Here is a 21343-nt window from a genome sequence, read left to right as displayed (position 1 = left end):
TTTTTTTATATACATAGTTAAAGCTTAAGCAGGCAATGTTTTTTCGGTATCGCGCGGACGACGTAGCTGCCGCGCCCCGTGCACGAGCAAACACACAATCCCAAGCCAAATCAAGCCATAGCTATAAAGCATTGCCGTTTCTAGCGGATTGCCGAGCACCGTCACCGCAAGTACAAACAAAATCGCGGGTTCCACATAACTGAGCATGCCATACATATTTAAAGGCAACAGCTGGCTGGCATCAATGTTGGTCTTCATTGCAAGTACGCTAATCACACCAAGCCCAGCAAGCAGCAGAATCGTTAGCCCTGAGCCGCCGACAATCGCAAGACTGCTGCTGTCAATCCACCACAAATACGCAAGGATAAATGGCAAGGCAACAGTCAAATCAAACAGCAACCCCGTCACCGCGCTGATGCCCTGCACGCGGCGCACGACAAAATATATCGGATAAGTGCTACACACCCACAAGGTCGCCCAAGACACGCTGTGCGTGCGCCAAATCTCCGCGCTCACGCCCAAAACCGCTAAGCCAACCGCGAGCCACTGCAACAGGCTTAAACGCTCCTTAAACACCACGCAGCCTGAAAGCACCATCGTCAATGGCAATAAAAAGTAACCCATCGCGGTTTGGATACTCTGACCATTGACAGGCGCCCACATAAACAGCCAAAACTGACTCAAAAAAATCGGCGTCGGCAGCAGCAATAAAGCCCAAGCGCGCCATGTACGCAAACCGCGCACAATCGCCACATGCTCGCCCAAACGACCACTGACCATGAGTACCAAAACCAGCGCCGTCCACATTGCAACGATACGCCATAAAAACACCTGCGTGCCTGATAACGGCGCTAAAAAATTGCTGTATAAATACAGCACGCCAAACAATACGCTAGAAAACAGCAGCAGTGCAATGCCTGACATCATCACGCGCTCGCTTGCTGAACGACTGTGCCAGTAAGTGCCCAAGCCAAAAGTTGGAAATCTTGATTTTGAAGTCAAAGTAGATAGCATCGCAGACCCCATACGTCATTATTGTGATAAGAGTTGATATACGGCACAGTGTAACGACTATCGGTGATAACGCTTCTCTAATTTCAGATTTTTATGGTTATATTTTTCTAATTATTATCAATTTAATAACTTTTTTATCATTATAAAAAAATTTATGAAATTTCTGTTCATTTATACGCTATTTTGGGCACAATATAGACATTATTTTTTAAAATCAATGCAACGAGATTAAATGATGTTTTTCGCAGCATCAAAAGACGCAGTCACAGCAAGCAAGAAAAATATTGTTTAATCTCGCGTGTTTATCAGGACATGTTTTTCTGTTGGCATTTGACGGCAATTATTTTTTATAGCGCAAGATAGGAGGAACCATGCAGCACGAACTCGACGCCATCGACAAGGCCATTTTGAACTTATTACAAGACGATGCGACCTTGCCTCTAAAACGCGTCGCCGAGGCGGTGCATGTGTCTACCGCGACCGCGCAGCGCCGTATCCAAGCGCTGACCGACACGGGCGTGATTACCAAACAAGTCGCTATCGTCAATCCCAACAAGGTTGGCTACGGTCTGACCGCCGTAGTGATGATAGAGATGCAGCGCTCCAACACCTTGATGCAAAGCCGATTTGAGCGGCTGATGATGCAGCAACCTGAGGTGATGAGCTGCTACGAAATCTCAGGTGACGTGGATTTTTTATTGGTGGTCAATGCCAAAAACATGAGCGACTATCACCGCTTTACCCGCAGTGTGCTGACCGATGAAAACAACGTGCGCCATTTTAAAAGTCAGTTTGTGATGAACTTTACCAAAAGTGGAACCAAGATTGCGCTGGATTAAAAGCCGTGCTGGATTAACAGTAAAGCAACGTGCTATTTATCGACATTTTTTCTTAGACTATCAATAACTTATCCGTTAATCATTTCGCAGTTATTTGGGCAGTTTTACACAACCTGAGCATGATTCATGGTAAGATGAGCCGTTTTTTAAACGCTGCGCCGTCATCGTTTTACGCCACTTCAGCCAATCAGCCAAAGGGTCGCCCATGTCTGCCGATACCATCGCCCGCACCGCCTTTAAACAAGGCATCAAACCGCTTTATGATTATGACAAACACTGGGCAAGCTGCTACGAGCCTGCGCCTTATCTACCGATGAGCCGTGCTGAGATGGACGCGCTGGGCTGGGATGCCTGTGATGTCATTATCATCTCAGGCGACGCTTATGTCGATCACCCAAGCTTTGGTATGGCGATTATCGGTCGCTTATTAGAAGCGCAGGGCTTTCGCGTCGGTATCATCGCCCAGCCTGACTGGAAGAGCAAAGACGCTTTTATGGCGCTTGGCAAGCCAGTCTATGCGTACGGCGTGACCGCGGGTAATATGGACAGCATGATCAACCGCTATACCGCCGATCGCAAGATTCGTAGCGATGATGCGTACTCGCCGGGCAATGTGGCAAACAAACGCCCCGACCGCGCTGCGATCGTCTATAGCCAGCGCTGCCGTGAGGCCTATCCCGATGTGCCGATTATCCTCGGCGGTATCGAGGGCAGCCTTCGCCGTATCGCCCACTACGACTATTGGTCAGATAAAGTGCGCCGTAGCATCTTGCTCGACGCCCGCGCTGATGTGTTACTGTACGGCAATGCCGAGCGCGCCATCGTCGATGTGGTACATGGTCTGTCTAAAGGCTATACGTTTGAGCAGATGAGTAAGCTGCGAGGCACAGCGTATCTACTCTCGCCGAGTCGTCGCCATTGGCAAGCAGATATGACTGAGGTCGCCAGCAACGATGTCGATACCGTCGGCCGCGTCGATCCAATCATCAACCCGTACGTGATGACCGAGAACGTTGATAGCTGTAAAATCGAACAAGAAAAACCATCGGACTCGCCAGTTGGGCAAGCCACATCAGCAATGACAGGCACGGCTTCACAATACTCGCAGCAGTATCAAGGCTTCGTCGCCGAGCCCGTCACCAACAAAGTCTTAAATGCTGATCAAGTCGATACCGACACGCAAGTAGTACAGATACGCGGGTTTGATAAGACAAAAACAAACAAGCCGATGACCGCGCGGAAGCATAAGCTAAAAATGCCGCCACGTGATAAGACAGTGATTCGCCTGCCTGACTATGAGCACGTCAAATCAGACCCTGTGCTCTACGCGCATGCCAACCGTATCCTGCATTTAGAGACTAATCCCGGTAACGCTCGGGCGCTGGTGCAGCGACACAACAGCGGCGGTGGTAACTCACACAGCGCCATCGATGTGTGGCTAAACCCGCCACCGATTCCGCTGTCCACCGAAGAGATGGATTATGTGTTTGATCTGCCCTATGCCCGCTTGCCGCATCCGAGCTATGGTGACGCACGCATTCCAGCTTATGACATGATTAAGTTTTCGGTCAATATCATGCGCGGCTGCTTTGGTGGTTGTACGTTTTGCTCTATCACTGAGCACGAAGGCCGCATCATTCAAAACCGCTCAGAGGACTCCATCCTACGTGAAGTCGAAGCCATCCGCGATACGGCGCCTAACTTCACAGGTGTCATCTCCGATCTTGGTGGCCCGACAGCCAATATGTACCGTCTCAACTGCAAAGACGAGACCATTGAGAAAAACTGCCGCAAACCGTCTTGTGTCTATCCTGACGTCTGCGAAAACCTCATTACCGATCACAGCAACCTCACCAAGCTATATCGTAAGGCCCGTGATATCAAAGGTGTGAAAAAAATCCTAATCGCCTCAGGCTTGCGTTATGACTTGGCGGTCAAAGACCCTGAATATGTCAAAGAGCTGGTCAGCCATCATGTCGGCGGCTATCTAAAAATTGCCCCAGAGCATTCAGAAGAAGGCGTACTGTCCAAGATGATGAAGCCGGGCATGGGCAGCTACGACGAATTTAAAGCCATGTTTGAGCGCTTCAGCGCCGAGGCTGGCAAAGAGCAGTATCTGATTCCTTACTTTATCGCCGCCCACCCGGGTACCCGTGATGAGGACATGATGAACCTTGCGCTGTGGCTAAAGCGTAACGGCTACCGCGCCGACCAAGTGCAGGCATTTTATCCTAGCCCCATGGCGACCGCGACCACCATGTACCATACCCACAAAGACCCGCTACACAAGGTCAGCCGTGAGGGTGGTGATATGGACATCGTCAAATCAGGCAAGCAGCGCAAATTGCACAAAGCCTTTCTTCGCTACCATGACCCAAAAAACTGGGCACTACTGCGTAAAGCGCTACAAGACATGGGCCGTAGTGACCTGATCGGTAAAAATCGCGGCTGCCTGATACCGCCATATAACGCCCATCTAGAAGGCCGTGATGCGGCGCAAGACAGCTACCAGTCTGCACGCAAAAAGAACAGCCGCATTGGTAATGACTCAGCTAAGCGTCAAAACCGTAATAAAAATAGTACTAATAAAGCTCAAGCCAACAACCGCTCCAAAAAGAAAGTCAGCAAAGGTAACTTTCAGACTCAGCATACGGGCTTACCGCCGCGTAAGACTAAATAGTCTGGACGATGGCTAGAGTGGACTATCCCAAGCGCTGTTTGAGCAAAACGCCGTTTTTTGGTAATTGTAGGGTGTTATATCGAATTAACTATCAAATGTGGCACTGGCGGCGAGCCGGTTATCACTAACGACTGTCCCGTAGCGTTACATTAGTCAGTGTTTACGTAACTTAATGAACAGGTAACAAACAATTTCTAACACTCATCAAAGGCGGCTTTCGTTACCATAGCCCCTATATGCTTAATGCTTTGTTAATAATAAATACATGATAATTGTTATAGACGTCTTAAGACCTCTTATAATTTTGTTAAACATTTGGAGAATGCCATGAACACCCTAACCAAAATCGCCACTGCCTTACCTGCCCTTGCATTGCTAAGCGCTTGTGCCACGACCGCACCGACCACGCCAAACGCTGCAAACACGCCAGCATCAGAGAGCGTCACGGATGCCGCTTACGACCGTATGGCACCAGCACCTTATACCTGTACTGATGACAGCCAAATCATGGCAAAACAGTCTATCAATAAAAAACAAGTCATGCTAAACGCCACCATGCCTAAAGTAAAATGGGCAGAGCAGCCAATTATCCTAAACGGCGGCGTACAAGGTGACGTAGCCAGCTATATCAATGACTCAAACCCAGAAGCAGTCTATGCTTGGCATATGAAAGGTGACAAAGGTATCTTTGCCATTAAATGGGCAAACGGTAAAGAATATCAAGTAAACTGCCAGATCGGTAGATAATACTTAAGGTTCAGTCGTTAAGCTTTTGCGTTTAAACGACAGAAAACCAAAAAGCCAAACCAATAAAGTACATCAAAAACAGTCATCAAAAGATGGCTGTTTTTTTATGCGCGTTAATAGTCTCTGTCAATGCCATGGTTGAATGTTCAACACGCCCTAATCAAACAACGAAAATAGCACAGGTAATATCGAGGTATTAAAACGTATTGAGGAGACGCCCTAGAGAAGCCGAGCAAAAGCTGGCAAAATAGCACAACGGGCAATCATAACGACCAATAACAAAGAGGATACATCGATGGGAATGCGCTTAACGAGTATATTACTGATGGCTACTGCTGGTTGGGTGCTAGTAGGTTGTGACCAGCCAACTGAGGTGGCTGACCCTGCGACTGAGCAAGCAGCAGTGTCCAGCGATGGCATTGCACAGACCTCAGCGCCTGCCGCCTACACCATCGATTGGTCGTCGGTCGCGAGCGGCGAAAAGCCTGCTGATCGCAGTACCTATGAGTACCCCTTTGCCATCGATAGCCAAAACGTCCTCGATTATGCCGAGTATTTTGATATGGATACTGTTACTGCCCAGCACAACCTCACGGTGAGCATGGCGAGCAACGAAGCACTTTCAAAGGTGCTAGATCAGCTAAGCGAGCGCTATACCTCACATGAGATTATCGATAGTGAAGAGATAAAACTTGTCATTCATACCACGCCTGACGTGGCGGCCAGCCGTTATGATTATGTATTGACCGATGACTTTGCCAAAGGGTTGGTCTTGCCTATCGTCATTCAGCCAGATGGTAAAAAAGGTGAAGCAAAGGCGCATGGGGAAATGGCGGAGTAGCTCGATGTATTTATTACGCATCATCAAACCACTTGATTATAATAAAGCGCGAATCAGCATATAACCACCCATACCGAACATCATGACGTTTTCGGTTAAAGAGATTGCGCCCAGTGGCACATTGCTATCGCCACCGACGCAGGCGCATTTTAGCTCGCGTTTGTCAATATAGACGGCTTTAATAACGGATACCCCGCCGATTAAGCCGATGATAAAAGCAACCAAACCTGCAATCGGATTGAGCCAAGGCTGATCGGCAAGCATAGCGATACCGGCAAACGCTTCTAAAAACGGATACACATAGGCGTAGCGTACCACGCGGCGCGCGAGTAAATCATAGCCCAAAAACCTAGTGGTAAACCCTTCTAAATCCTCAAGCTTTTTAATCGCCAATACACACATGGAGAGCGCGACAAACCACATCAGCGCTTGTATCGAAAAGACACTAACGGCAAATGCCCAGCATAATGCCAGTGTCATGAGTGCGGTAACAGCAAATATCGCAATAATGGGCGCGTAAGTGGTGTCGTCGTCTGTCTCGGGTTCTTGATTGCCCAAGAATACTTGCAGATCATCATTACCACCCACGCGCTTGCCATCGATAAAGGTCTGCGGCGTGGTCTTGACCCCAAGCGTTTCTTTAACCAGTGTGTTTTCATCTTGGGTCGTGATATGACGATCAATGATGTCATAGCCTGCGTGCTTGAGCGCATCGATTGACTTTAGGCCAAACGGACATAGATGGTCTGGCATCACCATGCGAAAGATGATGGCAGACTGCCCGCCTTCTTTGCCGATATGCTCGCCTTGGAGAATGTCGATGAGATGCTGTACTTGCGGGCTGTGACTGTCGTCTATAGTGTCGGACTCAGACTGATGATTGGTATGGTCTGCCATAACGCGCTCCTTACGTTTTGCTTATTCGCTTTTTGATCATAATTTCTCTTATGACTGTGACTATTATCTTATAAGTATCGGTCAGGACGATCTGAATCAGTCTTGTTAACTTTGTTAGGTTTAATGATAAGTGGTGGCGTGTTTTAGAGGTGGGTTTCGCTGTATTGGAATGAGAAAAACAAGTTCTATGTAAAGCAGATAGATTACGCTGAGGTGGCATGTGGCGCACGCGTTTTTATAATCGCTGACTGGTAAGCGGAAAGAACTATATTTAGTCATTGAGCCAGGACGCGTTATCAATTAAGCCAAACATTACAAGAAACCAAATGAATTGCACTCAAGAAATGACAGACTAATTTGTTATATAGAATAGCACATGTAATGCTTTAATTGACTCAATAACGCAGGCACAAGCACCATAAACTCCATCTTCAAGACAAGTTTGGATGATATCAATATTAAGCAATTTATCCGAGTTAAAAATGTTATGAATTGCATCACCTGTTAGATGAAAACTAGTAGGATTTTATAGCGGTGTTAAGGATGAGACACTCTAAGTTCATTAAAAAAGAGTGAGCTCTCTTCTAGTAGGCTCTAAGTGCGATTTTTCAATTTTATGGTTAATATTCCATTTAGGAGGAAAGAAAATATCTAGCGGTAAAGGTGTTTCTTTATAAAATTGTTTTATGCGCTTATTATCCACTTGTAATTCAGGCATTTTCACTCTTAAAAGCTTATCAGTTTCACAGAAACAATTTTGTAAGTCGATTAAACTAGGCTCTCTACCGAAGAGAGGTTTAAATTCATTAAATCCAAAAATTAATTGGTATTTTCCAAAGTTATCTTGAGTGAATTTAATAATATCTTCATTACTATATTTCTGTAAAGATTCATTTTTGAAGCATTTCTTAATTCCTCTTATAGCTCCAATTCCCGCCTTGACAAATGAGTCCTCACTGAAATTAATGACATTTGAATAATTCATATCAATAGCATACTGATATGCTAGAAAGTCCCCAATTAATGAACACTCTCTCAATAAATCAAAAACTTCTGACAGGGTCTTTGAGTCAATTATTTTATCAAGTACTGACTGACCAATGAGCTCATCTCTTACCATCTGAAGCCATTTTTCATGTTTGAAATCTAAATGGTTATAGAGGCTATGCGTTCCAGTCATCATATATGCATTATTGAAGATAGCGCTGTTTTTTTTTCGTACCGATAATGCACTGTTAATATGATTAATATCAAAATTTTCTGTAGAAATCTTTCCAACTTCTCTTTCCAAATACTCCCAAGTTTCAGGCTTATTAAATATTTTGAATATAATAATTCTAAGCAAGATATCTTTATTTGATAAATTATCGTCCGTATAAATGACATTTTTTATTAAATACTGACTAACTCTATCCATAGCCCTATAGACATTAGTAAATTTATATTCCTTTAAAACAGGATCTTCTGTAAGAGGATAATGTTCTGTATACTTATTCCAAAATATATTCATTCTCTCTTGAATGAAGTAAAAGTAATACTTAAAAACATCTTCATTTGGCTTTATCATTTCTTATACCGTTCATAAAAGAATATTCATAAAGTATAATATTTACATTCCACAGAGTCTGTATATATTTAACTTTCATTTCTCTAAAAACTCTTATACTCAAGTGTCCTGTCTACACGGTTACCTACGATAATTCCACCTTCGTTCTCAACAACTTGGTTAAAAACCGAGTATCCTAGTGTAATTGCTTTAACCCAAAGCTGCAAAGGGCACTTCTCAACTTCATATCCCTTAACAAAAACTCTTATTGTTTTTAATAAATCATATGAGATATTATCTGCTTGAGTAAAATCAATATTATTTTCTTTTGACATCGAAAATAACCAAGCGCTTAATCCTTCTTCAATCACTATCGGTCTACCACTATCTTGATTCTCGTCGATAAAAGGTTTGCTTTTCCTTTTGTGTTTAATTAAAGCTCTAAAGGTAGGTGACCAGTGTAGAATTGCAGCAAACGCAAGATGAAAAACATCGTGGTACTTGTAATTATCACCATCTTGATGATTGTCATTTAAAGCGCTACCAATAAATACATTATTCCACTTAAGATACGACTTACCGTTCGATTTTTTAATTATATGCACTTCAAATCTTACTGGTAATTGTTCGTCTGGATCAAAACCTTCATCAAAACTTAGTTCAGGCATCTCGAGTTCTTTGATATCTACAAATCTATCTCTTATCTTAAACTTATTTCTCTCAACTATTTCCAGCAAATTAAGTCCGAGAAATCTCATAAACTGTAAATAGATGTCTAAAAACCCACTTAAATTACTAAGATTAGGATCTTTATTTACGCAAATCAATTTATCAATAACCATAACAAATAGATCTTCTTCATTAATTTTATCATCTACATCAGTATTAACTTGAAGGATAGGTACATCTATTATATCCGTAATAACTAATTTATTTCTCGTTACATTAAAATAATCAGTTCTTTTAAACAAATCATTAAAATCAATATTTTTAACCACAGTAATCAGAGTAAAGTACCAGAAAATATCACCCATTTCTTCAGTAATTTGATTTTTAGACTCATTATTTAACGAACTATTTAACAACTTTTTCTTTAAAAGAGAAATAAGACTACCTACTTCACTAAATAAACCCATTTGAGCTCCAAAAAGAGCCTTTTCAGGTTCAAATTTGTCAGTTCCCTTTACAAGGTCAACGTAACTGCTTAAGTAAACTCTATCACTCTTATTCATGTTTTTTTCCAGTCAGACGGCCTACCCATTACCATAGCCTCGATGGGTTCTCGATCATAAGCCCATTGAATAAATTCAGCTAATTTAGGATAGTTGTTATTATCAAAGGTTTTATGATTTGAGTTCCTGATGCAAATATCCTGACCATGACAATTTCTAAACTCATCAGGTATTAATTTAGAGTTATTTCCGTAATAAACAAAATTATTAGAAATAAGTACATTTATACCACTCAAGTCAGTTTTTTTATGACCTTCTACGGTATTACCATCCTTATCAGAATGTACTGAGTTAAGCTGATTGAAATATCCATTTTCGTAATGATAAATGTTATCTCCTACCTGTTGAACTTTGTTATTAGACATAACTGGTTTTTTTGCTTGGAACCTACTGTCAGCTGAATACTCTTGAAATGTCAAAGTTTCACTTACTTCCATAATGTAAATAAGTTTGCCCACATCGCCCCTAGGTTTTGAACCAGTACCTATTATAAAATCTCCAACATCTGCAACTTTTCTTATAACTTGTTTGCAGGTGGCTAATGTAAGGTATCCATGGTATGGATTAGGAGCAAAACCTTCATCATATTTCATTACATAAGAATATAATTTCATAATTATCTACACTTATGTCTAGTAGGATTAGGTGGGTTTAAAGAATTACCCTGCTTATCTTGATAAATACCATCTTCTAGATTATGTAAATTTTCAAGTGTAGTAGAAGGTAGTATAGAGCTATTAGATTGTAAGGCTATATCGAGGGGAGTTGTAGATGAAAAATCTTCTGCATATATAAATATTACTTTAATAGCATATTGCGTAGCTAAATTGAGAATTATAGATTCTAAGAACTTACAATCATTAAGTTCTTCACTCATATAAATGAAAATAATATCTAAGTCTTTAAATTCGAACGGTAGATTGAGTAAGCTCGATTTGAGCTCCCAATCGCAATTGATTCGCTTATCATAAAATTCAGGTGCATATTTTTTATTTAATATGACCTTGACAGAGTTTAGATGATCGATGCTAGATTCAGCTTGGCTAGTGTGTACGAATAGCGCCTTCATATCCTTCCTTAGATTGAATAGTGAATATATGATTCTACTCTACAAAAATCAATTAATCTAGCAGTTTGAAGAGATGCAAATAACGATTTTGAGAGAAAGTTATTACGCATTTACAATCTAATATTAGACAAAAGCCAGTATTAATTCAAAATCTAGCTATACCATCACCTACTCCCCAACCATTTCCAAAAACTCATCTTCACTCACCACTTTTACGCCCAGCTTTTCTGCTTTGGTGAGTTTTGAGCCAGCTTTGTCCCCTGCCAGTAGCGCGGTGGTCTTGGCCGAGATACTACCGGAGACTTTGGCACCGAGCGCTTGCAGCTTGGCTTTGGCTTCATCACGTGCCATGCTATCAAGCGCGCCGGTGATGACCCACGTCTGCCCATCGAGTGGTAGCCCTTCTGCTGCGACCTGCTCGACCTTGTCCCAATGCACGCCTGCCTCGCGTAGCGCGGTGATGACCTCGATATTGTGCGGCGCTCGGAAAAACTCATAAATCAGCTCGGCGGTGATCGCACCGACATCAGGTGTTTGTAGCAATGTCTCGATATCCGCTGCCATCAAACTATCAAGCTCGCCAAACTGCTGGGCGAGGTTTTGCGCGGTCGTCTCACCCACGCCGCGAATGCCAAGCGCGTAGATAAAGCGTGCGAGTGTCGTCTGCTTACTAGCGTCGATAGCACTGATGAGATTTTTTACCGATTTTTCGCCCAGCTTTTCAAAAGTGATCAGCTCGTCGGTATGGTTATGTAAGTCATAGATATCAGCGACGGTTTTGATAAGGCCATGCTCAAAAAAACTCATCAGCCAGCGCTCGCCCAGCCCATCGATATCCATCGCCCGCCGTGAGACGAAGTGGATAAGCGCCTCAACTTGCTGCGCAGGACAAAACAAACCGCCGCTACAGCGCGCCAAGGCCTCACCATCTGGCAGCACCACAGGCGAGTCACACACGGGGCAAGCCGATGGTAGCTCGACTGGCTTTGCGTCTGCTGGACGCTGGTCGTGCCAGACACGCGTGACTTTGGGGATGACGTCACCGGCACGATGCACACTGACCATATCGCCTGCGCGCACATCCAAGCGCTGAATTTCGCCAAAGTTGTGCAAGGTGACATTGCTGACCGTCACCCCGCCGACTTGCACCGGCTCAAGCTTACCCACAGGTGTGATCTGTCCGGTTCGCCCCACTTGCCATTCGATAGTGTGCAGGCGGGTCATCACCGTCTCGGCAGGGAATTTGTAGGCGGTCGCCCAGCGCGGCTCACGCGACAAAAACCCAAGCTGCTGCTGCAATGCCAAACGGTTGACCTTAATCACTGTCCCATCAATTTCAAACGGTAGCGTGTCACGGCTCTTGATCACCGATTCATAGTAGGCTTGTGCTTCGCGTGGATTCTGTACCACCTCGACAGCGCTCACGGTAAAGCCAAGCTTTTTTAACCAAGCAAGTGCATCGGACTGGGTTTCAATCGCCGCTGGCAGACCTTGATTGACCGAATACGCATAAAACGCCAACGGACGGCTGGCAGCGATTGCAGGGTCGAGTTGGCGTAGGCTACCGGCGGCATTTCTTCTGCCAAACGGTTTAAACGTAAAAACCCCGCCTTTGGCATCAGCACCTCGCCGCGCACTTCTAATAGCGGGATGTCTTTTGCCTCACAAAGATACAGCGGCAAGTTCCGAATGGTTTTGGCGTTTTGGGTGATGTCCTCGCCTGTCTGCCCATCACCGCGCGTCACCGCTTGCACAAATTGCCCATACTCGTATTTGAGTGACACCGCTAGGCCATCTAGCTTTAGCTCCATCTCGTACTCAGGATTTTGCTGGGCATCGCTCAGGCGATCATTGACGCGGCGCATAAAGCCGTGCAGCTCGTCATAATCAAAGACGTTGCCAAGCGATAGCATAGGGATGTCATGGGTCACCTGCGTAAACGCCGACAGCGGTATGTCGCCGACTTGGTTGATGGGGCTATCGGACTGCACCAAATCTGGATATTTTTCTTCGATCTCAAGCAATGCGCGGCGCAACTGATCGTATTCGCTATCGTCCAAAATAGGATTGTCGAGTACATAATAGGCATAATTGTGTTTTTTGATGGCGGCAATCAGCGTGCGCATCTGTGCCACGATGTCATCAGGTGTGGCGGGTTGTTGGTTTTTTTGTGCCGTAGCAGGCGATAAGTGCAGGTCGGTCATAGTCAGCGTCTTGATTACTCTAGATGCTGATATCATAACAAGTTTGGCTAATATTGTGATAAACCGCCCATAAAAAAAGCAAAAAACATCACGCTATCATGATGTTTTTTGCTTTTGGTTTTGCTTTGAATTTCTATTGATTTATTTAGCGTCGGCGCTTAGGCCTCATAGTCACGGACTTGGTTGCGTAGCTGCTGCTTGTATTCGGGCGTGATCGGTTCGTTATTTTCATCAAGTAAGATGGCGTCCAAATCGCTTGCCATCATATAAGCGATGCTCATCATACTATCAAAGCTGTGCAGCGCTTGCGGATGCGGCAATGACAAAAACACCACCACACCGTTATAGACATTGGTCGCGACGCTATGCGGATCAAAAGGGGCGATACCGTTTTCGGTGATGCCCATCATACTAAACCATAGCATGCCTGTGCCGTCTTTTTTTTCATAGCGGTGAAACATGTTCATCGCCCCATAACGCAGGCCATATTTGTCAATCAATGCCAGCAAATCACGGCCACGAATAACCGCCGCTGGGCGATCACGATACTGGGTTGGTAAAATAGTGATGTTGATGTTGTCTTTGGCGTTGATAAGCGGCGCGTTTTGCGCTTCATCGACCGGCTCTGAGAGGTGCTGATCTAGTATGGGGCTGTTGCTATCAAAGCTTGGCTCTTCTGCCGTATCAATCGATGGCATCAAGCTGTCAGTCGCCGATACCAAACTTGAGAACGCATCGAGCTCTTGCTCACTGCCCATCTGCGCCGCTGTGTCGGCAAACTCTGCATCGTCACGGCGCAGCTCAGCTTCTTGCCAGCGCATATAGTCTTCATCATTGCTATCAGGCGTATCGGCCAAGTTTTGCGCCGTGGCTGATGGGGTCTCGGTATTGTGAGGCGCAGTCACAGGCTCTTGCTCAACCACCGTATCTAAATAACTGCGATCAGGGCCGATACTTGTCTCGCCGACGACAGTATCTTCTAAATCTGGCTGGTCGACGATGCTGCGCTCGTGACGCGGTATGATCGGGATGCCGTTTTTGTCATAATTGACGACAGGAGCATCAGCGCTGCTACGACGCTTAAAGCTACGAATGACCATATACAGTCCTGCGAGCACGATAAACGCAGCAATGGCAATCAAGATAAACTGAATAGCGGTCATGAGAGATACATCCTAATATATGACAAAAGGGAATACACAAGAAACAATAAATGGCAATAGTCTAGCATGGCTTATGAATATCGTCATCATATAGTCATCGTTTATCATCAGCCTGACACAGTTGTGTGACGTTGCTGGCGTGCTATTTACTATACCATTGCTCGCCGCTTGCTGTTATTACTATTTTATTGCTCCGTGATTTGTTTTGTCTAGCGCCTGTCCTCATTCTCCTTGTTATTCACTAATATAGCGCGCCGCCTCATCGAGCGAGACGCTTACTAAACGAGAGACCCCAGCGCTTGGCATGGTGATACCTTTGAGCTCGTCAGCGATTTGCATGGCCAGCTTATTATGACTGATAAAGATAAACTGCAAGTCACCTGCCAGCTCATGAATGAGGCTAGTAAAACGCCCGACATTAGCATCATCGAGCGGCGCATCGACCTCGTCAAGCACACAAAACGGCGCAGGATGCTGCTTAAAAATGGCAAAAATAAGACTGAGTGCTGTTAGGGTTTTTTCGCCGCCTGAGAGTACCGCAAGGCGGCTATTACGCTTGCCTTTTGGCTGCGCCATCAAGGTCAGCCCTGCCCGCCACTGCTCTGATTTGGGCGTGTTTGCTGGTAGATCCTCTAAGTTTAATGTCAAGCTTGCCTGACCACCGCCAAAGACTTTGGCAAACAAGTTGGCAAGATCGGTATTCACCGCCTCTAAGGTCTCGATAAACAAGGTCTTGGTGGTCTCGTCGATAGCGGCTATCGCCTCGCTCAATGTCTCCATACTGGCAGTGATGTCAGTGGTCTGCTGCGCGAGCGGCTCTAGACGTTCATTGACCTCAGCCAACTCTGCCACGGCGGCCAGATTGACCGCGCCAATCTTGCTGATTTGCTGCTCAAGCTTGGCTTTTTCGCGCTCAAGCTCGGCGATTTTATCAGGGCGCACGCGGCGATCATGGGCGATAAAATCCGCCAACAAACTCGAGACACTCATCAATTGCGCGGTGTCGCCCTGTTCGCTGGTACGGTGATACTCGGCCATGGCGTCTTCAGCATAGCGAGTCGCCTCCTCTAAACGCGCGGCGCTCAATGCCAGCTCAGTGGCAAGTGCGGCCTGCTCGCTTTGCTGCGTCTGTAGCGTCTGCTGTAGCGTGTCTAAAGTCGCCTGCTGCTGATTGTAGGTTTCTTTTAGCGCGGTTAAAGCCGCAGCGCGCTCTGCCAAGAGCGCCTGCTGCTCATCGCGCGTTTGTTGCAGTGCCTGCAAGGCGGTCTGCAGCGCGGGCAGTTTATTTTGTTGCTGCTCATGCTGCGTTTTTACACTTTCCTCGTTTTGTTGCGCCTTATTATATTGCGCATTTGCGCGTTTTAGGCTACTGCTACTGTGCTCAAGGCGCATCTGGCTTTGCTGTACACGCAGCTGCAGGGCTTGCCAAGCGTCGTCATCTGCTTGCTGACGGTGCTGCTGCTCACGGCGCTCAGCTTGCAGTTGCTGCATAGTCGCCTGCGCCTCAGTGATTTGCGGCGCAAGGGCTGCCAGCTCGCTTGCGATATGCTGCTGCTCATGCGTAAGTGCCTGCTGCTCTTGCGTAAGCTCCTGCTGCTCTTGCTCAAGGGCTGCTTTGTCCGCAGTCAGGCGCTGGCTATCTGCTTGCAGGCGCTCAGCGGCAGCGCGCTGGGTTGTCAGCTGCTCCTGATAGTTATATTTATCACGCGTCAGCTGCTCAGCTTGCGCCCGCGTCTCCTCTAAGCCAATCGTCAACGCATCATAGCTTCGCTGATTATTAGCAATGGCTTTTCGCTGCTCTTCTATTTTATTCTCAAGCCCATCAAGCAGCTCTTCTAAGATCTGCAGCCGCTCGCGCTGCTGTAGACGCTGCGTCAAAAATTGACTATTGCTGTCGTTTTGACCATCTTGCGCGCCAACAAACTTGCCAAGATTTATCGTACCTTGACGACTGATAAGCCAGCCATCAGACGTTAGCAAAATCGCTGACGGTGGGAGAGCTTTTAATATATCTGCCAACACATCGAAGGTCTGATGGCTGTTTGTTGTAAGGTCTGCGATATATAGATAGCACTGCTGCCAAAGCGCTAGGGTGGGCGCCGCGATTAGCTGTGATAAAGGCAGTACCTTATCAGTCAAAGTATTTGGTAGTGCGCCAACAAATGGCTTTTCGTTTACATCATTTTGCTTAGCAGATAGCCACAAGCTATGACCCGTTTCTATTGACGAATTGTCCTGTGTATTAATCTGCGCGTTTTGCGCATTCTGATAAGTAAACACATCCCTTAAGTTATACTCAAGCGCTTGCCATAAGCTATTCGCTTTTTGCACTTCGCCGTTAACTTTTTCATTACTTGCTTGTTTAGAAGCCAGCACATGACTATCGAGCCATAGTGCTAACACCTTATCAAGCAGCTCAGCATGCTGCTTGCCGGCGGCACTCAGCTCAATCTGCTCGCGCAAGGTGGTAATGGCTAAGTCGTTATCGTTATTTACTACTTGATTTGCTAAATCAGTTGTTACTACATCGGTGGTTTTTACCTTAGCAGACTGTGGTGATTTTGGCGTAGGTGTTGGATGCAGTATCTGATGCAAGGTGTCGTATTCACTGGTCAACACTGCATGACGTTTTTCTTCCTCACCCAGCGCGCGCTGCTGCTTATGTAAAAGCTGCTGCAGCTCATGCGCGCGCGGCTGTAGCTCGGAGAGTCGCTCATCGACGCTATCTTGTTGGCGTTCGATCTGTTGTAGCTGTTTATTCAGCTCAGCAATGTGCGACGCTAAGGTCGGATTTTGTCCATCTGCGCTATGTGTATTAGCCGCATTTACTTTGGCAGATAGTGACTGCTGTAGCTGCTGCCAGAGGTTTTGCCAGTTCTGCTGGCGGCGCTGCCATTTTTCATGGCTTTGCTGCTGGCGTTTTTGTGCTTGGCTATTAATCGCTTGCTGCTGCTCTAGCACACGATGATTGTCTTGTAGCCGTGACAGCTGGTTTTGTGCATCATGATAGGCGCGCTGTAGCGGCCGCTCGTCACGTTGATGCGTCTCGCGTTTACTCGCTATCTCATCGAGCTGCGGGCGCAATTTTTCTAGCACGTTTTGCTGCTCGGCTTGCTCGGTGGTGATGCGTTCAATCTCATTGACGGCCTGCTCGCGCTGCTGCGCCAAGCTGGTCATCTGCTGCGCCAAACTGGCAAGCTGCGATTTGGCATCGTTTAGCGCGTGCTCGGCATTTTGATAATTGAGCTGCTGCTGATAATGGCGGCTTTGTGTATCGTCTTTGAGCCATTGCTCTTGATTGATATGAGCCGTCAGCTTATCTTGCTTGGCTTTTAGATCCTCATACTGTGCTTGCAGGCGAGCGGTTTCAGCACAGCTTTGCTCATGGATGCGTTTTTGCTGCTGCTGGCTATGCTTGGCCTGATACAGCTGCTGAATGGCCAGTTGCTGCTTGATGTCCGCCAGTGTCAGCGCCAGCTCTTTATAACGCTCAGCGCTAGCGGCTTGCTTGGACAGGCGTTTTTGTTGACTGACCAGCTCGCTTTGCATGTCATGCAGGCGCGCCAGATTGTCTTGGGTTTTCTCAAGTTTTTTTTGTGTCTCTATTCTGCGTGCCTGATAGCGCGATACCCCAGCCGCCTCTTCGATAAACTCACGTAGCTGCATCGGGCTTGACTCGACAATACGCCCAATCATGCCTTGCTCAATCACCGCATAGCTACGCGCCCCAAGCCCAGTGCCCAAAAACACATCGACCACATCACGGCGGCGCGCGCGCGTGCCATTGATAAAGTAATCCGAGCGTCCCTCTTTATTGACCTGACGGCGCACAGAGAGCTCATGGTACAGGTTCAATTCATGGCGAATGCCAGTTTGCTCATCTTGAGTATGCTCAAAGGTCAGCTCGACGCTGGCGACACTTTTGGCCGCTTTGTCTTGTGTACCGGCAAAGATGACATCGCTCATCGCCCCGCCGCGTAACTGCTTGGCGGAGGTCTCACCCAGCACCCAGCGAATGGCGTCGATGACGTTGGATTTGCCGCAGCCGTTTGGCCCGACGATGGCGGTGATGCCATGACGAAAGGTAAAGGTCGTAGGATTGGCAAAGGATTTAAATCCTGCCAGCTTAAGAGATTTTAGACGCATGAAGGATCGACAAACTTAACAAAAACAGGCGGCTATTCTACCGCAAATGATGACGATTTTTTGGACTTTGTACGGGATGCTATAATAAGGCTTAAAATAATAATGATTCCTCTAAGCACTAAAAGTTAAGGGCATTAAAATGGCTGATTATAATCCACAAGAATTGCAGCAAAAATATGAGCAGTGGTGCAAGCTATATCGCCAGCAACTAGAGGCGCAAGCGCAGTTCTTAAAAGCTGAAGCATTACAAAATGAGTTGAAAGACTACTATCTAAATCCACAGTGGATGAAAGATCATGAAGCAGATCTGCCCATCGAGCATTCGGGTGAAGCGCACTCTATCTTTAGCGAAGATGCGTTATGGAATATGCTCACCGACCATGACGAGCTGGCTATGAAATGGATGCGCTTGGGGCTCGATGCGCTTGAAAAAAGATAAGTCATATCACCCCAATCGCACTCAGCAACAGCTGCCCGCCGGCAAACAATAACAACACGCCAAACGCGCGCTTAAGCGTGGCGGCTGGCAAGACGTGAGCAAGCTTGGCACCGACCTTTGCCATCATAAAGCTGGCGACGGATATGCATAGAAACCCTATGATATGGACAAAACCGAGCGTACCCTCAGGCAAATTGACCACGTCTTGACCAAACCATGCAAACCCTACCGCGCCTGCCACCGCAATCGGCAAACCACACGCGGCCGAGGTGCCAACCGCTTGCTTCATTGGCAGTCCTGCCCAGTTTAAAAACGGTACGGTCAAGCTACCACCGCCGATACCAAAGATAGAGGACGCCATACCAATCCCTGTGCCCGCGCCAAACTGCACGCCAGCGGGCGGCAAAGGCTTGCCGAGCTGCTCTTTGTTAGACAAAAACAGCATCTTTAGCGCGACCAATAACGCACCAACACCGATGATGGCTTGCAAAACTTTTCCATCGATCATATCGGCGATACCGGCACCGACAAGGCTTCCGATGACCAAGCCCAGCGCCATCTTGCGCCAGACTTCCCAGCGCACACCGCCGCGCTTATTATGTGCTGTCAATGAGCTAATAGAGGTGACAATGATGGTCGCAAGCGAGGTACCGATCGCCAGATGGGTGATGACATCAGGCGAAAAGTCATAGGCGGTAAATATCCACACCAAGGCGGGCACAATAATCATAACCGAAACGCCCCTGCAATCACAAACCACACATATAACATCATTAGCTCAGCCTTTTATTTTGGGGTTTTGGAGTGTTTTGGAGTATTTTTAGCGCATCTGCGCATTTGTAGGTCGTAGGCACAGCACGCAAGGAAGATTTATACCAGTAATGCGTTTAAATTTATATAACCGTTTTATTCGCAATTGACTATATATTCCATTTGCCAAACCTGCAGCCGATCTTTATGCTATTTGATTACCGCTATTAAGCCGCGTCACTATGATTATTCATGCTCATTCGCGCTTATTCATGCCAAACCGTGACCCGCGCTCAGTATAGCAAAGATTGTCCCTACAACCTTAACCACATCGACGAAACTTATGCCGCCATCAGCCCCTTTATCTGCCGCGCCTTTTGACCCTTTAGCCGAGACCTCTACTCCAACTGCGGCAGATACATCGCCAACGCTTGTACATTTGCCTGAGCTCAACCATCGGCACCTTGCTAGTAGCGCCTCGACCAATAGCGAGCTGATCACAGCGGTACAAGATGGCACGCTTGATGCCGCACAGATGCATCTACTGACTGCCGATACCCAAAGCGCTGGTCGCGGGCAGCACGGACGCTCTTGGCAGTCGCCACTTGGTAATGTTTATTTGTCGTTATATCACCCTGTGCATCAGCCGATTAGCGGTTTGTTGTCTTTGGTCATCGGTGTCGAGCTGGCAAAAATGCCTGTCATTCAAGCGCTCAATGAGCAACTGCACGCGCGCCAGCTGACGCCTATCGGGGTAAAATGGGCCAATGACTTGGGCTTTTATGCTGCCATATCCAAGCCGGCGCTAACACCCTCTGAGCCAGCAATACAAACTCAGCCGTTCTCAAAGCTTGCGGGTATCTTGATAGAGCCTGTCACCATAGCAGGCAAGTTGGTCGGTGTGGTGATGGGCGTGGGGCTAAATGTACAAGCGGCACCAGCGCTGACCGCGCAGACTTGCGAAGGTATGAGCTATCAGGCGATCAGTCTACAAGATATCGGTCAGATGCTGCCTGACGCGGCGACGATACGCTTGCCAAATCTCAAAACACTCTATCAGCAAATGAGTAAAGCGCTGATGGCAGCGATGACGCGTTTTGACTATTTTAGTTTAGAAAAACCCACCGGTCATACCTACTATCTGGATCGTTTTTTAGAGCAGTTTGATGGCGTCGATGCCCTCGCAGGACGGCGCCTACGCGTCACTCAAGAGCACCATGGCAATAGCACTGTAGTGACAGGATATGCCTGCGGTATCGATACACATGGGTGTTTGCAATTGCGCCAAGATAACGGTAATATTTCTGCGCTTTTTACTGGACGCATTGACGTGATTCATCAGGCCTAACGCATAGAGCCTGCGGGCGCTATCGCCCTTATGGCATAAAAGTCTCTGGGTTTTATTGACAAGCTTCATCCACAAGCTTTGCCATAACATTTTTTAGTGAATTGACTATATAAAGGGATTTTTATGCTCTGGTTAGATCTTGGCAATACCCGCTTAAAATACTGGCTCACCGATGATATCGGTCAGATCGTCGACCATGATGCCAAGCAGCATTTGCAAGCGCCTGCCGAATTACTCATGGGTCTCACCGATCGCTTTGAGCGATATGCGCCCGATTTTATCGGTATCTCATCTGTGCTCGGCGAAGCGCTCAATATAAAAGTCACCGAAACCCTCAGCCGTCTAAATATCCCGTTTGAGTTTGTCCATGTCGATGCCGCGCACCCGCTGATGCGTAGCGATTATAACGATCAGCAGCTCGGCTGCGA

At 46.6% G+C, this 21343-nt stretch carries 15 protein-coding genes and 2 pseudogenes; 7 read left to right on the top strand and 10 right to left on the bottom strand.

All coding sequences use genetic code 11. From position 1 onward, the window contains the following. Positions 1–24: 24 nt before the first annotated feature. Positions 25–1014, bottom strand: a complete 990-nt coding sequence (gene rarD / locus NK638_RS07575; RefSeq protein WP_274632527.1) for an EamA family transporter RarD — start codon at positions 1012–1014, stop codon at positions 25–27. Between the two features lie 371 nt (positions 1015–1385). On the opposite strand from rarD, the gene NK638_RS07570 reads away from it, so the two are divergent. The 4 genes from NK638_RS07570 to NK638_RS07555 all read left to right on the top strand — a co-directional run bounded on the left by NK638_RS07570 (position 1386) and on the right by NK638_RS07555 (position 6121). Further along, positions 1386–1853, top strand: a complete 468-nt coding sequence (locus tag NK638_RS07570; protein ID WP_274632526.1) for an Lrp/AsnC family transcriptional regulator — start codon at positions 1386–1388, stop codon at positions 1851–1853. 205 nt (positions 1854–2058) lie between these two features. Continuing rightward, the gene (locus tag NK638_RS07565; protein WP_274632525.1) at positions 2059–4533 is read left to right on the top strand and encodes a YgiQ family radical SAM protein; all 2475 of its coding nucleotides are present in this window, start codon (positions 2059–2061) and stop codon (positions 4531–4533) included. A gap of 327 nt (positions 4534–4860) precedes the next feature. Continuing rightward, positions 4861–5280, top strand: coding sequence for a hypothetical protein (locus NK638_RS07560; protein ID WP_105244797.1), 420 nt, complete (start codon positions 4861–4863; stop codon positions 5278–5280). A 295-nt stretch (positions 5281–5575) separates the two neighbouring features. Further along, on the top strand, positions 5576–6121 hold the full coding sequence (locus NK638_RS07555) for a hypothetical protein (protein WP_274632524.1): 546 nt from the start codon (positions 5576–5578) through the stop codon (positions 6119–6121). A 36-nt stretch (positions 6122–6157) separates the two neighbouring features. Here the strand turns inward: NK638_RS07555 and NK638_RS07550 are convergent, their stop codons facing one another. The 8 genes and pseudogenes from NK638_RS07550 to NK638_RS07515 all read right to left on the bottom strand — a co-directional run bounded on the left by NK638_RS07550 (position 6158) and on the right by NK638_RS07515 (position 18378). Then, positions 6158–7018, bottom strand: a complete 861-nt coding sequence (locus NK638_RS07550) for a MauE/DoxX family redox-associated membrane protein (RefSeq protein WP_274632523.1) — start codon at positions 7016–7018, stop codon at positions 6158–6160. A gap of 562 nt (positions 7019–7580) precedes the next feature. After that, entirely contained in the window at positions 7581–8585 is a 1005-nt protein-coding gene (locus NK638_RS07545; protein ID WP_274632522.1) for a nucleotide kinase domain-containing protein, read from the bottom strand. 83 nt (positions 8586–8668) lie between these two features. Continuing rightward, positions 8669–9796 carry a pyrophosphatase gene (locus tag NK638_RS07540; RefSeq protein WP_274632521.1) on the bottom strand — a complete coding sequence of 376 codons (1128 nt, stop codon included), beginning with the start codon at positions 9794–9796 and terminating at the stop codon, positions 8669–8671. Continuing rightward, complete coding sequence (locus NK638_RS07535) at positions 9793–10410, bottom strand: Nmad2 family putative nucleotide modification protein (protein WP_274632520.1); 618 nt, start codon at positions 10408–10410, stop codon at positions 9793–9795. Before NK638_RS07535 ends, NK638_RS07540 begins: the two co-directional genes overlap by 4 nt. 2 nt (positions 10411–10412) lie before the next feature. After that, positions 10413–10865 (bottom strand): hypothetical protein, encoded by a 453-nt coding sequence (locus NK638_RS07530; protein WP_274632519.1) that lies wholly within the window; start codon positions 10863–10865, stop codon positions 10413–10415. A gap of 168 nt (positions 10866–11033) precedes the next feature. Then, a pseudogene (gene ligA / locus NK638_RS07525) lies at positions 11034–13069 on the bottom strand (NAD-dependent DNA ligase LigA). A gap of 158 nt (positions 13070–13227) precedes the next feature. Next, complete coding sequence (locus NK638_RS07520) at positions 13228–14232, bottom strand: cell division protein ZipA C-terminal FtsZ-binding domain-containing protein (protein ID WP_274632518.1); 1005 nt, start codon at positions 14230–14232, stop codon at positions 13228–13230. 234 nt (positions 14233–14466) lie between these two features. Next, positions 14467–18378, bottom strand: coding sequence for an AAA family ATPase (locus NK638_RS07515; protein WP_274632517.1), 3912 nt, complete (start codon positions 18376–18378; stop codon positions 14467–14469). Between the two features lie 139 nt (positions 18379–18517). Between NK638_RS07515 and NK638_RS07510 the strand changes: the two genes are divergently transcribed. Then, positions 18518–18817: a DUF4298 domain-containing protein gene (locus NK638_RS07510; RefSeq protein ID WP_274632516.1), complete on the top strand. Its 300-nt coding sequence runs from the start codon at positions 18518–18520 to the stop codon at positions 18815–18817. A 1-nt stretch (position 18818) separates the two neighbouring features. Here NK638_RS07510 and NK638_RS07505 read toward each other — a convergent pair. After that, positions 18819–19588 (bottom strand): annotated as a pseudogene (locus NK638_RS07505) (sulfite exporter TauE/SafE family protein). Between the two features lie 322 nt (positions 19589–19910). On the opposite strand from NK638_RS07505, the gene NK638_RS07500 reads away from it, so the two are divergent. Both NK638_RS07500 and NK638_RS07495 read left to right on the top strand, forming a co-directional pair. Continuing rightward, complete coding sequence (locus tag NK638_RS07500; protein ID WP_274632515.1) at positions 19911–20915, top strand: biotin--[acetyl-CoA-carboxylase] ligase; 1005 nt, start codon at positions 19911–19913, stop codon at positions 20913–20915. Between the two features lie 123 nt (positions 20916–21038). After that, on the top strand, positions 21039–21343 hold a 305-nt coding region (locus NK638_RS07495), incomplete at its 3' end, for a type III pantothenate kinase (protein ID WP_274632514.1).

Source organism: Psychrobacter sp. A3, assembly GCF_028823565.1.
In the GTDB taxonomy this organism is placed as follows: Bacteria; Pseudomonadota; Gammaproteobacteria; order Pseudomonadales; family Moraxellaceae; genus Psychrobacter; species Psychrobacter celer.
The sequence above is the reverse complement of the archived record's forward strand: the minus strand, read 5'-3'. Positions and strand labels throughout refer to the sequence as shown.